At 61.6% G+C, this 14,555-nt stretch carries 9 protein-coding genes; 2 read left to right on the plus strand and 7 right to left on the minus strand.

All coding sequences use genetic code 11. The features are described from left to right. Position 1 precedes the first annotated feature (1 nt). On the plus strand, positions 2 to 625 hold the full coding sequence (locus ACPYOP_RS06630; RefSeq protein WP_481409678.1) for a DUF922 domain-containing Zn-dependent protease: 624 nt from the start codon (positions 2 to 4) through the stop codon (positions 623 to 625). 443 nt (positions 626 to 1,068) lie between these two features. Here ACPYOP_RS06630 and ACPYOP_RS06635 read toward each other — a convergent pair whose 3' ends face one another. Both ACPYOP_RS06635 and ACPYOP_RS06640 read right to left on the minus strand, forming a co-directional pair. Then, positions 1,069 to 1,389, minus strand: coding sequence for a 2Fe-2S iron-sulfur cluster-binding protein (locus ACPYOP_RS06635; protein WP_481409596.1), 321 nt, complete (start codon positions 1,387 to 1,389; stop codon positions 1,069 to 1,071). A 147-nt stretch (positions 1,390 to 1,536) separates the two neighbouring features. Continuing rightward, positions 1,537 to 1,905, minus strand: a complete 369-nt coding sequence (locus ACPYOP_RS06640; RefSeq protein WP_481409597.1) for an Hpt domain-containing protein — start codon at positions 1,903 to 1,905, stop codon at positions 1,537 to 1,539. Positions 1,906 to 2,396: 491 nt separating this feature from the next. Between ACPYOP_RS06640 and ACPYOP_RS06645 the strand changes: the two genes are divergently transcribed. After that, a complete protein-coding gene (locus tag ACPYOP_RS06645; protein ID WP_481409598.1) occupies positions 2,397 to 9,179 on the plus strand; it encodes an apolipoprotein A-IV repeat region-like domain-containing protein in 6,783 nt (2,260 codons plus the stop codon). Positions 9,180 to 9,315: 136 nt separating this feature from the next. On the opposite strand, the gene ACPYOP_RS06650 is transcribed toward ACPYOP_RS06645, so the two are convergent. The 5 genes from ACPYOP_RS06650 to ACPYOP_RS06670 form a co-directional block, all read right to left on the minus strand. Then, positions 9,316 to 9,642, minus strand: coding sequence for an RcnB family protein (locus ACPYOP_RS06650; protein ID WP_481409599.1), 327 nt, complete (start codon positions 9,640 to 9,642; stop codon positions 9,316 to 9,318). Positions 9,643 to 9,785: 143 nt separating this feature from the next. Next, positions 9,786 to 11,396, minus strand: a complete 1,611-nt coding sequence (locus ACPYOP_RS06655; RefSeq protein ID WP_481409600.1) for a glycoside hydrolase family 43 protein — start codon at positions 11,394 to 11,396, stop codon at positions 9,786 to 9,788. Positions 11,397 to 11,478: 82 nt separating this feature from the next. Beyond that, a complete protein-coding gene (mgrA, locus tag ACPYOP_RS06660; protein ID WP_481409601.1) occupies positions 11,479 to 12,510 on the minus strand; it encodes an L-glyceraldehyde 3-phosphate reductase in 1,032 nt (343 codons plus the stop codon). A gap of 69 nt (positions 12,511 to 12,579) precedes the next feature. Next, entirely contained in the window at positions 12,580 to 13,713 is a 1,134-nt protein-coding gene (locus tag ACPYOP_RS06665) for a Gfo/Idh/MocA family protein (RefSeq protein WP_481409602.1), read from the minus strand. 11 nt (positions 13,714 to 13,724) lie between these two features. Then, positions 13,725 to 14,486: a sugar phosphate isomerase/epimerase family protein gene (locus ACPYOP_RS06670; protein WP_481409603.1), complete on the minus strand. Its 762-nt coding sequence runs from the start codon at positions 14,484 to 14,486 to the stop codon at positions 13,725 to 13,727. Between the last annotated feature and the right edge of the window lie 69 nt (positions 14,487 to 14,555).

Below are 14,555 nucleotides of genomic sequence, written 5' to 3' on the forward strand. Positions count from 1 at the left end.
AATGCCGCTTGCGTTCTATAAGATAAGTATTTCGTGTGCTCTGTTGCTCGCGTTCTGCATACCCAGCGTGGCCGATGCCGAAGTCGTCGCCCGCAAATCCATCTCCTATTTCGATATCAAGGGCAACACAGCCGACGAGCTCGATGCGGCTTTGAATCAGCGCGGGCCGCTTGCGATGGGTTCCAGCAGCCATCATCCCGGCGCGACGAGAATCCGCTTCGGCGGCAGCGCGACTTATAGCGAGGCGAATGGGCGCTGCCATATCTCCAGCGTCAAGGTCACGGTCGATACCGAAATCATCCTGCCGCGCTGGCGTGACCGGCGGCATGCCAGCAAGCAGCTTTCGACGATATGGGACACATTGGCCGCCGACATCCGGCGCCATGAGGACCGGCACGTCGAGATCGCTCGCGAGCACGCGCGGCAGATGGAAAGGCAAATCCTGTCCCTGCCATCGGCGAGCAATTGCGATGCGCTTCAGGAAAAAGCAAACGACGTGACGACGCGGGTAACCGAGCGACACGACGTCGACCAGGCCCGCTTCGACCGGATCGAGGCGATCAATTTCCAGAACCGGATACAGCGGTTACTGTATTTCCGCAGCCGTCACGGTGGCAAGCGATAGATCGTGCGCCCATCATTTTAGGGAAATTGCTCACGGACGAACGCCGACTGTGGGAAAACAGCCACTATTTCTGTGAATCGTCCGGCTACGTCGTTCTTTGAACTTTACGAGAATCTGAAATAGGTTTTTCCTATCAATTACAGAGATAAACGCACTAGGTGATTCGAAAAATACTGGGCGGGATCTCGAAAAGATCGATTGAGAGTGCCTGCGGCGGCGGGTTTGTTCGCTCTTCGGCGCAGTCGGGGTTTGTTTTTCAAAGCATGCGCTAAGTGTTCTCCTGGCGCGTCCTTAAGCCGCAGGTGTTTCCTCCCTTGCCTGTCGGTGATGCGCCCGCCTCGCCTCGCTCGCTGATTAGCTGAGCGGGGCTTTTTTTGGGCTCGGGAGTAAATTATCCAGCTGGTATAGAGGCTCCATGCGGAGGAAACGCGCCGAAGAAGGCGTCAGGCCTGGCGTTCCGGCACATGCACGACGAGCCCATCGAGCGCGCTCTTCATCTTGATCTGACAGGAAAGACGCGAGTTCGGCCGGACGTCGAAAGCGAAATCCAGCATGTCCTCTTCCATCGCCTCGGGACCGCCGACCTTCGCGGTCCAATCCTCGTCGACATAGACATGACAGGTGGCACAGGCGCATGCGCCGCCGCATTCTGCTTCGATGCCGGGAACGGAGTTTCGCACGGCATTTTCCATCACGGTGGATCCCTCATCGACATTGAGGTCAAAGCGCGTGCCGTCGAAGGCGACGATGGTCAATTTGGTCATGTGGGTGAATTCCGATATTCGTAAATGAAGGACGATCGGAATTTTACTTCCAACAAATCGCTGGGGCAGTCAACATTTGCGCCGCCGAAACGGTTATCCGTCTGGCGGCACAGGCATCACATTCCATTGACCTTCAGGCGGATCGGTTCAGCGCGAGAGCTTCAGAATGAAATTCTCGGCCTCGACGACACAGGTCGTGACTGCCGCCATGCGCGCGGCATCGCCGACATTGCTCTCGAGCGCCCCGGCTGCATCGGCGACACGGAAAGCGCCGACGGCGCCGGCCGCCCCCTTCAGCTTATGCGATGCCGCCTCGATGCGACTGGGATCGCCGCTGCCGATCTCCTGCAGGCAGGAACGGGCCTGCCTGGCGAACATCTGCAACACCTCGACCTCGAGCGCCTTGTCGCCCATCGTCTGCTTGCCGAGATGGACGAGATCGATCGCCCGCTCCCGTGAAGGGGCAGCGCCCCTCGAATTATCCGGAGATTCAAATGCGATATTCAAAGCTGCCATGTGCCAATGCTCCGTCATTTATCTATGACTGTTTTACGGACATGCCGCATAGTTGCGGCCCGGGCATGGCCATCCAGTTAAATTTTGGCACATTCAGGGCCGAAAACTCCAGACATGGTTAACGTCCGTTAAACATGCTCAAAATCTTGAGTTTTCATGGCGTTGAACAGGCAAACAGGGTTAATGCCACCTTAACGATCCACTGCCTTTAAGGTGGAATTAATTGTCATGCCTGGGGGAATGTGTCACTACGATACTGGTAAATTGGGCTCATGGCACATGTCTTTGCCCAGGAAGTGGATGATGGTAATGTTTTCATAACATCCGTTTGAAAAACCAGTTATCCACTCTGAAATGTAACGGGAAATCCAACCTCGATATTGATCGAAAGCGGAGGACCCAACGGGAGGCAGGGTTCGTCTTTTCCGGCGCGGCGGAATTACCGGAAAAGACACGGCAAGCCCGAGTGAGTTGTAACGAGGCGTAACCGCATGGCGAACAAAAAGTACATCGAGTCGGTCGAGGACAAGGCCTTCCAGGCATTGGACGAAGCTCTGCAGATCGATTTCAGTGACGAGAGCTTGGAGTCTCGCAATGCCCCTACGCCCGATGTCCCGGAGCAAAAAGTGTCTGAGCCGCCGAAACAGCCGATAAAGCAGAGCAGGGATGATGCAGCCCGCAATACCGGCGGCACGCGCAGCACTGCAGCCCCCGCCGCAACGCCCCGCTCCGCCGAGGCGCCGAGAAACCCGAACCTTGCGGCCGCCAATGACGGCAGCCGGGCAAGCTCCGCCAGCATCCTGAAGGCGCTGGGCAACAGCTCACAGAGCCATGCGGTGCGCAATGCCACGATCTTCTCGCTGTTCTGGGTCATCGGCGGCGCCGGTCTCGCCTTCCTTCTTTACGGCACCCAGATCCGAAACATTCATTCCTTCGCCGATCTGGCCGCCCTGCCCGGCGTTATTGCCTGCATCGTCGGCATTATCGTTCCGGTTCTTCTTTTCTATGCTTTCGGCATGATGATCTCGCGTGCGCATGACATGCGCAACGCGGCCCGTTCCATGGCGGAAGTCGCCTTGCGTCTGGTCGAGCCGGAAACGGTTGCTTCCGAACGCATCATGACGGTCGGCCAGGCGGTGCGGCGTGAAGTCTCGGCGATGAATGAGGGCATCGAGCGCACCATTGCGCGCGCTACCGAACTGGAAACCCTCGTCCATTCCGAAGTCAACGCGCTGGAGCGCAGCTACGCCGACAACGAACTGCGCGTGCGCGGTCTTGTCCATGAGCTCGGCACAGAACGCGACGCGATCATCAATCACGCAGAGCGGATTCGCTCGTCGATCGTCGGCGTGCACGACCAGATCAAGGAAGACCTGTCGCTGGCGACCGAAGAGATCGCCGTTCGCCTCTCCACCTCGGGCGAAGCCTTCGCGTCGATGATCGATACGCGCTCGGCCGTCTTGATGGAGAAGTCGGATTCCGCGGTTGAGGCGCTCGGCACGCTGCTTGCCGCCAAGACCGACAGCCTGCTGCAGAACCTCAACGCCTCCGGCCTGGCGCTGAGCCACGAATTCGATACCCGCCTGGAATCCCTGTCGTCGACCCTTTCCGAACGCGGCAAGGAACTGCTCGGCCACTTCGAAACGCGCGCATCGACCCTCGACGCCAACACCGAAAAGCTGAACTCCGCGCTCAATGAACGGGCTCGCCAGCTCAACGAAACGCTGGTCGCGCGCACCAAGGAAATCAGCGAAAGCCTCTCCGGCGGCGAGCGGTCCATTACGGGTACGCTGGACAACGTGTTGTCCCGCCTCAACACCGCGCTCGACGAAAAGGGCGCGAGCTTCCGCCAGAGCCTGCAGTCGACGGCCGATGACGCCATCATGGATATCGACCTGCGCTCCGGCTTTTTCGACGAGCGCTTCCAGTCGACGATCGCGCAGCTTTCGACCGCCTTCGACGAACGCGTATCGGAATTCACCTCCGCCTTCGACAAGCGCGCCGGCTCGCTGGACAGCAAGCTGTCGGAAAGCCTTGCCCGCATCAATCAGAGCCTCGGCAGCAATTCGGACGCCCTGGAAGGCATTCTGACCTCCAGCATCGAACGCCTGGGTTCGCACCTCACCGACCAATCTTTCGCGCTCGCGACCACGCTTGCGACCGGCCAGGAAGTGCTGGAAAGTGCAATCGGCTCAAGGGCCGGCGAGATCACTTCGGCGCTTCAGAACGCCACCAGCGGAATTTCCTCCGCCCTGGCATCGGGCACGAACGAACTGAACACCACCCTCGCCTCGCATGCCGGCGCCTTCACCTCGGCCGTAGAGGGTGTCACGCGGGATGTCTCGACGGCGCTGCAAAGCGGCACGGAAGAACTCACGACGGCCTTTACCGGCCGCGCCAACGAGATCAATAACACGCTCTCTTCCCGCACGAGCGAAATCACCCAGGCGCTTGGCTCCGCGCATGAGCGCATCGATGCCGTCATGGCCGCGCGCAGCAGCGCGCTTTTCGGCGCGCTGACCGACAACCAGTCGCGGTTTGAACAGACGCTTGCCGAGCGTTCGCAGGCAATCACCGATGCCGTCAGCGGCTCCCACGAGCACCTGACAGCCGCCCTCGACGAACGCACCTCGATGCTGGCGATTTCGCTGGCCGAAAACCAGCTCCGCCTCGAAAACACCCTGGCAAGCCGCGCCGACGCCATCACCAGCGCGGTTGCCGATACGCATGGCAAGCTTGCCGACACGCTCGACGATAAGACGATGGCGCTTGCCATCGCGCTTGCCGAGGGCCAGTCCCGCTTGGAAGACACGGTGTCCGGCCACGCGGAGCATGTTGCCGGCACTATGGACGCAAAGACCAAGGAGCTCGCCCGCGCGCTTGCCGAAGGTCAGGCGCGTCTGGAAAACACCGTTTCCGGCCACGCCGAAAGCGTCACGAACGCTCTCGACGACAGAACCATGGCGCTTGCCATTGCTCTTTCCGAAAGCCAGGCAAGGCTGGAAGAAACCGTCTCCGGCCATGCCGAACGTGTCGCCGACACGCTGGACGGCAAGACCGGCGCGCTTGCCGCCGCTCTGACCAGCGGACAAAGCCGCCTTGAGGCAACGCTTGCCAATCGCGCCGAGGAGATCATCAAGGCGTTTGCCGGCAATCATGCTTCTCTGGTTGACGCTCTCGACGACAGGACGATGGCGCTCGCCATTGCGCTTTCGGAAAACCAGGCTCGCCTCGAGGGCGCAATCTCGGGTCATGCTGAGCAAGTCACCACCACGCTCGACGACAAGACGATGGCGCTGGCCATCGCCCTTTCGGAAGGTCAGGCACGGTTGGAGGATACCGTCGCCGGCCACGCCGAGCGGGTCGCCCATACGATGGACGGCAGGACGAAGGCGCTTTCCGATGCGCTGACGTCAGGCCAGTCCCGCCTCGAGGCGACGCTTGCCAACCGCGCCGAAGCCATCACTAACGCCTTCACCGGCAATCACGCCGCTCTGGCCGACGCCTTGGACGAAAAGGCGATGGCCCTCGCCATTTCCCTCTCCGATACGCAGTCTCGGCTTGAAGATGCCGTATCGAGCCGTCTGGACGCCCTCTCCGAAACCGTCGCCGGAACGCACGACCGGATCGTCAACAGCCTTGACGACAGGACGATGTCGCTGGCGATCGCCCTTTCGGAAAACCACGCGAAGCTCGAGGAAACTCTGGAGAGCAGCGCCAAGGCCATTGCTCACACCGTCGCCAGCGGCCACGAAGCATTGACCAATACGCTCGACGACAAGAGCATGGCCTTCGCAATCTCGCTCGCCGAAAACCAGAACCGTTTCGAAAGCACCCTGGAAGAACGCGCCAACGCCCTGCTCGACAGCGTTTCGGGCGCTGAAGCGCGGGTTGCCGGCGCCTTCGGCGACAAGGCGGACGCGATCCGTGCCGCATACAGCGAGAATCAGGATCGCCTCGATCGCTCGCTCGCGGTCCATACCGAAGCCCTCTCCGGCTTGCTCGGCAGCAGCAGCGATCGTGTCGAAACCGTTCTCGGCGCCACGACACGACAGCTCGAAAATACGCTCGGCGCCGGCCTGTCGCAGATGGACGAGAACCTCTCTTCCGCCTACGAGCGCATGCGCTCCACGCTGGAAGACCGCAGCAACGCGATCAACTTCGCTCTGCGCGACGCCCATGAGCAGATCGACAACACGCTGATGGAACAGACGACGGCCATCGGCACGTCCATCGCCACCAGCGCCAGCATGCTCGAAATGTCGCTCGAGGACCGCGAGGCATCGCTGCGTCAGACCATCGATGCCAGCGCAAGGGCATTGGAAGAGCGCCTGAACAGCGGTGCGGGCGACGTTGCCGGCCGCATCCAGCAGGCCGCCGGCGATATCCAGCGTTCGGCCGAAACCTTCTCGTCCAACCTCAATCAGACGATCGAAGGCATGACCGGCCGCTTCGCCGAAACCGGCTCCCGCGTCGAGGCCAGCCTGTCGGCTCTTGAAAACCGTATCCACGAGGGCGTCACCGGCGTTACCGCCCAGGTCGACGCAGCCGGCAACCGTCTCTCCGATACGCTGGCGAGCGGCGCCGCCCAGATCGACAACAGCGGCAGCCAGGCCGCGGCGCGCATCGAAGAGCGCCTGTCGACCATGGATCGCGCGCTCAATGTCGGCCTCGAAGCCGTCAACCGCACGATCGAGGGCAAGGCCGCCAATCTCGCGACGACGCTGCGCACGGCCGTTGCCGATGCCGCGCAGGGCATGGATACGGAGGCGACGCGCACGGCCGATCTGCTTGCCAATACCGGCCAGCAGTTCGCGGACAACCTCGGCAATCACAGCGAGGCGTTTGCACGCGCCATGACCGAGCGCTCCAACGATCTCGTCAATCGCGTCTCGGAAACGCAGAACCGGTTGGCAAGTCAGGCCGCGGCCGTCGCCCAGACTTTCTCGGAAGCGGGCAACGCGATCGTCAACAAGGTTGCCGAAGCCGAAGGCCTCGTCAGCAACCAGGTCAACACGATCTCGCAGGCCCTGTCTTCGGCGGAACAGTCACTGGAAGCCCGCGGTGCGGCCATTCGCAATACGCTGACCGGCGGCAGCGAGCAGATCGCTTCCACCATGGCGCAGGTCGAGCGCGCGCTCGATGAGCGCAGCACGGCCATCCGCACCTCCCTGGAAGAGCGTGCCCGCGAGATCGACGCAACTCTTACCGGCGTCGACAACGCGCTGGAAGCACGCGGCGCATCCATCCGCACGTCGCTCGACGAACGCACCCGCGAGCTCAATTCGATGCTCGCCGGACGCTCCACCGAGCTCTCCCGCCTCATCGACGAAAAGGCCCGTCCGATCGTCGATCGCTACGCGGCAACGGGCCAGGAAGCGGCAGCCCTAATCTCGGCAGCCGCCCAGGAAAGCACGGAGCGTCTGCGCGCTGAAAATGCCGCCCTGATCAATGCGATCGCATCGCGCACGGAACATGCGGTCAATACGGTCAGCGCACTTGAGAACAACCTGCTTGCAAGCGTCAACGGCATCATCGCCCGCCTCGCCGAGAACAACTCCGCGATCGCCGGCCTGCTGACCAATGCCGCCACCGAGTTCGCAACCGTCGACGATCGTCTCAACGCGACGTCGACGCGCTTCGCCGAATCCGCAGCGAAAGCCGGCGAGATGGTTTCGGCCTCCAGCCGTCTCCTGGAAGGCAAGGTCGACAAGCTGTCGGAAATCACCGGCCAGACGCTGTCGCAGGTCGGCAGCATCGTCGGCCGCTTCGACGATCACTCCAAGGTTCTCACACAGGCTTCCCAGCTTCTCGGCGCTGCACAATCGAATCTCGTGTCGACGCTGGAAGAGCGCGAAACGGCACTGCAGAACCTCGCCGTCGGCCTCGTTCAGCGTTCCGAAGAGATCGAGAACACCATGCGCGCCCTCGGGACCATGGTGGAAACCGCCTTCGACCGCGCCGAACAGCGCTCCAATCAGGTCACCGGCAATCTGCGCCAGAGCGTCCAGTCGTCCTTCGCTGACATCGGTCGCGTCCTCTCAGAAACGGAGAAGCGCGCCGAGGATGCCGCGGAAAACATGCGCGGCGCGCTGGCGAAAGCCGGCGAGGAAGCGAGCCAGGCTGTCGAAAGCACCTTCGCCAATGCCGAGCGCCGTTCCAGCGACTTGACAAACCGCCTGCGCGGCGGCCTCACAGCTTCGCTGTCCGAGGTCGAGCAGATGCTTGCCGACGCCGGCAAGACCTCCGATACGGCCGCACAGCAGTTGCGCGAGACGCTGCGTGTCGCCGTCGATGACGCCATCGGCCGCTTCGCCGGTGCAACGGATGAGATCCGCCGCTCGGCCGGTGATATCCGCCGCGAACTCGATCTCACCCGCAGCGAATTGAAGCGCGGTGCCTTCGACCTTCCGGAAGAAGCGAAGGAAAGTGCTGCTGCCATGCGCCGCGCCGTCGCCGAACAGATCAAGGCGCTGCAGGACATCTCGCAGATCGTCGGCCGCTCGACGCAGCAGTTGGAGATTTCCGAACCTTCGGCTCGCGCTCTGGCGGATGCGCAACCGGCTCAGCGCCCACGGCCTACGCCTCCAGCGCCGACCCCGGCACCTGTTGCCGCCGCTCCGCAGCCGCAACAGCCTGCCCCGCAGCCTGCATCCCAGCAGACCGTACAGCAGCCGGCGCCGCAGCAGCCTTCGATTGAGTCCCTGGGTCTGCGCGGTTCCATTCCCGCGGAACGTCCGGCGGCTCAGCCGCAGCGTCCGGTCGAAACGTCGACTCCTGCCCGCCAGGAAGCAGCCGGCGGCGGCTGGATCAGCGACCTGCTGCGTGGCGCCTCGCGTGACGAGAACGCCGGTCTGCAGCCCGCCCGCCAGGCGACATCGAAAGCACCGGCGGAGCCGGCACCAGCCCCCGCCGCACGCAACCCGCGCCATGTGGTAGAATCGCTGAACTCGCTCTCGGTCGATATCGCCCGCGCCATCGATCACGACGCCTCGGTCGACCTGTGGCGCCGTTACCAGCGCGGCGAACGCGATGTGTTCACCCGCCGTCTCTACACACTCAAGGGCCAGCAGACCTTTGACGAAATCAAGCGCAAGTACGACCGCGAACCGGAATTCCGCACCGCAGTCGATCGCTACATCGCCGATTTCGAAAAGCTGCTCGCCGATGTCTCCCGCACCGATCGCGATCGTACCGTCACGCAATCCTATCTCACATCGGATACCGGCAAGGTCTACACGATGCTGGCCCATGCAGCCGGCCGCCTTAACTGAGATAGACAAGAGACGAATGCTCAATCCCCGGCCACAAGTGCCGGGGATTTTGATTCACGATACGCCTCGTATTGACGGCATGGAAAAGGGCGACCCAGAGGACCGCCCTTATGTCACTTGGCGAAGATTACCCGATCTACCGGGCCTCATGCACCTTGGAGATCAGGCCGCTCGTAATGCCGACGAGCAGGAAATTGCTTTTGATGCGAACCCAGTGATAGCCGCGCGGCGGCGCGGATAGCTGATAGGCGCGGTAGTCGATATCAGTCGCACGGTGCCGATCCGAGGCGGACAGGCGACGACCCTTGACCCAGCCGCCCTTGCGGACAACCACCTTCTTCTTCACCACCTCTTTCTGCATGACGGTTTGCTTGCCGGCAGGCACTGGCTTGACTTGCGCTGCTGCAGCCAGCGGCATCGCAAAAATGGACGCCGCGAGAAGGACGGTGAAGATTTTTCTCATTGGTTGTTTCCTCATTTCAGAATCTGCGCGCGAACTTATCGTGACAGACATGAAACGAATCTGACAGTCGAATTACAATTCGGTAATGGGCGGGATTGGCCGATACAGCTTCGCGTCCACATCACCGCAAGCCATCGCCGAACTTACAATTCATCATAGTTGAACCAGTCGAAATCCGCCGTCTTTGCCCGGCCCGACGTGTCGAAAGCAAACATGCCCACGAAGGCACCGGTGAACGATCCATGCTCGCCGCGCCCGCCCTCATCCGAGATGACGCCGGCATCGAGTACTGGCCCGATCGCCTGCCATGCGCCCATGCCTTCAGCTTGCCAGAAGAACTGCAGGTCGTTGTTCCGCACTTCCATGGCAAGCTGTATGCGCCCATCCGGCACGGCGACGCCGCCCTCGATAGGAAAGCTCAGCCGGCCGTTCGGATAATCGCCCGGACAGGTCATGATGGTGACGCAGCGGCCGAGCTTTTCGTGCAGGGTCACGGCAATGGCATGCAGCTTGAAGCGATTGTAGTAATGCATCAGGCCCGCAACCTGCTGATAGGTGTCGGGCTCGAAATCGACGACCGTTTCAGCGCGGAAACTGTGATGTTCCTGACGGCGGGCGACGAGCGATTGCTCGAACCACGAACCGATGCTCTCGCGGGCGATAAGCCGCAAATGGCCGGGACGTTCCGTCAGGCTGAAGATGCGTTCCGGCTGCGGCGTGCGCAGCCATTGAAAATCCATCGGAAGAGTGCGCTCATCGAAATTATAGCCGCTGCGGCGTGGCTTTTCGATGCGCTGGGCACCGTTCAGACCAGCCACCTCGATATCGGGAACGCTGGTGCCGTTTTCGAGATAGAGCCAGCCATCCTCTTTCCACGTGCATTTCTGCAGAGCGGTTTCGCGGCCGAGTGTGCAGCGGCGATGCGGCGGCAAAGGCCGTCCGCAAAGATGCGTATGATAGAACTGGCCGTCAGGCGTCTCGACATATTGGCCGTGGCCTGCGCGCTGCAACGCCGCCTCCGGATGATCCCTGGAGGTGATCAGGTACTTGTTCGGATGCAGTTCGTAAGGCCCGGCAATGTCACGGGAGCGGGCCATGGTCACGGCATGATCATAGCCGGTGCCGCCTTCGGCCGTAGTCAGATAGTACCAGCCGTTGCGCTTGAAGAGATGCGGCCCCTCGACCAGCCCCAGTTTCGTGCCGGCAAAGATGTTTCTGATCGGCCCCTTCAACGATTTCGTCGCCGGATCCCATTCCTGCAGAAGGATACCGTCGAAAGCCGGCGTTTTCGGCGAGCCGCCATAGCTCTCGGTGCGGTGGTTCCATTGCATGTTGACGAACCACTTGCGTCCGTCATCGTCATGGAACAGCGACGGGTCGAAGCCGGATGAATTGACATAGGCGGGCTCGGACCATTCGCCTTCGATGGTCGGCGAGGTCACGATGTAATTATGGGCATCCTTGAAGTTGCCGTCATAGCGCTTGACGTCGGTATAGACGAGCCAGAACAGGCCATCCGCATAAGAGAGGCAAGGCGCCCAGATACCGCAGCTGTCGGCCTCGCCGCGCATATCGAGCTGCGAGGCACGCTCCAGCGGCCGCCGGACCAGCGTCCAGTTCACCAGGTCGCGCGAATGATGGATCTGCACGCCGGGATACCATTCGAATGTCGAGGTGGCGATATAGTAGTCCTCGCCGACGCGGCAAATGGACGGGTCGGGGTTGAAGCCCGGCAGGATCGGATTGCGGATCATGAAACTCTCTCCTCCGGAGACCATGGCAAACGGCAATATGAGATAAAACGCCCGGAATACGGTTCCGGGCGCCTTGGGATGGTCAATCGCGTTCTGCGGATTTGGCCCAGAGATTGATGTCCGCCTCCTTGGCATAGACATCGATCTGCTTCAGCTCTTCCGCCGTGAAGTCAAGATTGTCGAGCGCCTTGACGCAGTCGACGATCTGCGACGAGCGGCTGGCGCCGATCAGGGCCGACGTGATGCGGCCGCCGCGCAGAACCCAGGCGATCGCCATCTGCGCCAGCGTCTGGCCGCGCTTCTCGGCGATCTCGTTGAGCTTTCTTATATTGTCGATGATCGACGGACGGATGAAGTCGCGCTTCAGGAAGTGGTTCTGTGCCGCGCGGCTGTCGTCCGGAATGCCGCCCAGATACTTGGTCGACAGCATGCCCTGAGCGAGCGGCGAGAAGACGATGGAACCGATGCCGAGATCTTCCAGTGTGTCCACCAGGCCATCATCCTCGACCCAGCGGTTGAGCATGGAATAGCTCGGCTGGTGGATGAGGCATGGCGTGCCGAGGTCCTTGAGGATGGCGGCAGCCTCACGCGTACGCTGCGAGTTGTAGGAGGAAATGCCGACATAGAGCGCCCTGCCCGAGCGGACGATATGGTCGAGCGCGCCGCAGGTCTCCTCGAGCGGCGTGTCCGGATCGAAGCGATGGGAATAGAAGATATCGACATAGTCGAGACCCATGCGCTTCAGGCTCTGGTCGCAGGAGGCGATCAGATATTTGCGGCTGCCCCATTCGCCGTAAGGACCCGGCCACATGTCGTAGCCTGCCTTGGAGGAGATGATCAGCTCGTCGCGCAGGCCGGCGAATTCGGTGCGCAGGATCTCGCCGAAAGCGGTCTCGGCGCTGCCGGGAGGCGGGCCGTAATTGTTGGCGAGATCGAAATGTGTAATGCCGAGATCGAAGGCGGTGCGGCACATGTCGATCTTGCGGTCATGCGGCGTGTCGCCGCCGAAATTGTGCCATAGCCCCAGCGATACAGCCGGCAGCTTCAGACCGGAACGGCCGGTCCTGTTGTATTTCATTTTTGAATAACGATCGGATGCCGGTTGCCAGGCCATGATGGAATTCCTTCGAGATGAAAAAGCGCGCGGATTGCCCACCCGCGCGCAAACTAGCCCTTCCAGCGCTTACTTCAAGAGCGCCTGCGCCTCTTCGATGCCGAGTGCCGCCGGCTGCGTGCAGGTCGTGCTCAGGTCGATGAAACGACCTTCCTCGCCGGACTTCAGGATCGAGGTCATGACGTCGACGCCATGCAGCGTCCGGTCCAGCGAGCAACGTGCATCCCGTCCATCGATCAGCGACGCGGCAAGGTCGGCAAGGCCGGCCGTGCGATAATTGGCGCGCGAACCGCTGGGGCTTTCCTGGTTGGGGATGCCGAAGGGATGCGTCCAGTTCTCCAGCGGCTTGATATCCTTGTCGCGCCCACTTGCCTCGACGAGGCCGCCGAAGAAGTTCGGGTCTGGCACGTAGAGCGAGCCCTCGGTGCCGTAGAGCTCCATATTGGCATGGCGGTGCGACCAGACATCCCAGCTCGCCGTCAGCGTGATCCTGGCGCCGCTGACGAATTCCAGCAGAGCCTGGATCGTCGTCGGCGTCTTCACCGGGATAATGTCACCGTTGCGCGGCTGGCTGGTGATGGTGCGGGTCGGCGACGCCATCGACGTCATCGCACCGACGCGCTTCACCGGACCGATCAGGTTGATCAGGTTGGCGACATAGTACGGGCCGAGATCGAGGATCGGGCCGCCGCCGGGCAGGAAGAAGAAGTCCGGGTTCGGATGCCACATTTCCATGCCCGGGCTCATGACGTAGCATGCGCCCGAGGTAACACGGCCGATACCACCGTCATCGATGAACTTGCGCGCGAGCTGATGCGCGCCGCCGAGGAAGGTGTCCGGAGCGCAGCCGACGGCGAGCCCCTTTTCCTTGGCGATGCGGCGCAGCTCTTCGCCCTGCTCCAGTGTCAGCACCAGCGGCTTTTCGGAGTAGACATGCTTGCCCGCTTCGAGGATGCGCTTGGAAACCGGGAAATGCGCATCCGGAATGGTCAGGTTGACGATGACGTCGAGCTCGTCATTGGCGAGCAGCTCGTCGATGGTCTGGGCCTTGACCTTGTATTCCTCAGCGCGCAGACGCGCCGCTTCCATGTTGATATCCGCGCAGGCCAGCACCTTCAGGCCCCTGAAGAGCGGCGAGAGCGAGAAATAGGTCGTTGAGATATTGCCGCATCCGATGATGCCGACGCCAAGTTCCTTAGCCATGTGGAAGTGCCTCAAAAGCTCTTGAAAGATGCGATGGAGCGCGTGATCAGGCGATCGACGTCGCTCGGATTGTCATGTTCGACGACGAAGTGCCTGACCTTGGTGCCGGCCAGCGCCTTGAGCAGCTTTGCCCACGGAACAGTGCCGTGACCGACGTCGGCCCAACCGTCCTCATTCTTGTTTTCGCCGGCCGGCGCGATGTCCTTGACGTGAACGGAGGTGATGCGCGGACCCAGCTTTTCGATCCAGGCAAAGGGATCGCCGCCGCCACGGATGACCCAGGCGATATCGGCTTCCCAGGAAATATCCGGAGCGCCTTCGAAGATCTGCTCGATCGGCAGCGAACCGTCGACCTGCTTGACAAATTCGAAGTCGTGATTGTGCCAGCCGAATTCGAAGCCGGCATCCTTGTAAGGCTTGCTCATTTCATGCAGGCGCTTGCCGAATGCGCGCCAGCCAGCGGCATCGCTCGGGCGCTGGTCGGCGCCGATATGCGGCGCATAGATCGAATCCATGCCCAGCGTCTTGGCGATGGTGAGCGACTTCTGCACTTCGCCGTCGAGGAAATCCGGGCTGAAATGGCCGCTCGCCATCGTCAGGCCGTTCTGGTCGAGCTCGGCGCGCAGGTTCTTCAGGCCCCTTTCGTCCAGATCGGCATAGATGCCGCCGAAGCCCTCGACTTCGGCGTAACCGGCCTTGCCGAGCTTTACGAAGATCTCCGAATAGGGCTGGAAATTGCGGGCGCTATAAAGCTGAAATCCAAGTTTCGTCATCGATAGTCCTCCAATGGCCTCCCGGCCGTCTGTCTTGGGCCTGTGGCCCCGAAAGCGCCGCCTCAACGG

The sequence above is a fragment of the Rhizobium sp. KNZ2-6A genome (assembly GCF_056755475.1).

Coding starts and splice junctions, on each gene's coding strand:
- ACPYOP_RS06650 (WP_481409599.1), bottom strand. CDS start 9,642: ATGAGAAAAATCTTCACCGTCCTTCTCGCGGCGTCCATTTTTGCGATG.
- ACPYOP_RS06640 (WP_481409597.1), bottom strand. CDS start 1,905: ATGGCAGCTTTGAATATCGCATTTGAATCTCCGGATAATTCGAGGGGC.
- ACPYOP_RS06670 (WP_481409603.1), bottom strand. CDS start 14,486: ATGACGAAACTTGGATTTCAGCTTTATAGCGCCCGCAATTTCCAGCCC.
- ACPYOP_RS06665 (WP_481409602.1), bottom strand. CDS start 13,713: ATGGCTAAGGAACTTGGCGTCGGCATCATCGGATGCGGCAATATCTCA.
- ACPYOP_RS06630 (WP_481409678.1), top strand. CDS start 2: ATGCCGCTTGCGTTCTATAAGATAAGTATTTCGTGTGCTCTGTTGCTC.
- mgrA (WP_481409601.1), bottom strand. CDS start 12,510: ATGGCCTGGCAACCGGCATCCGATCGTTATTCAAAAATGAAATACAAC.
- ACPYOP_RS06655 (WP_481409600.1), bottom strand. CDS start 11,396: ATGATCCGCAATCCGATCCTGCCGGGCTTCAACCCCGACCCGTCCATT.
- ACPYOP_RS06645 (WP_481409598.1), top strand. CDS start 2,397: ATGGCGAACAAAAAGTACATCGAGTCGGTCGAGGACAAGGCCTTCCAG.
- ACPYOP_RS06635 (WP_481409596.1), bottom strand. CDS start 1,389: ATGACCAAATTGACCATCGTCGCCTTCGACGGCACGCGCTTTGACCTC.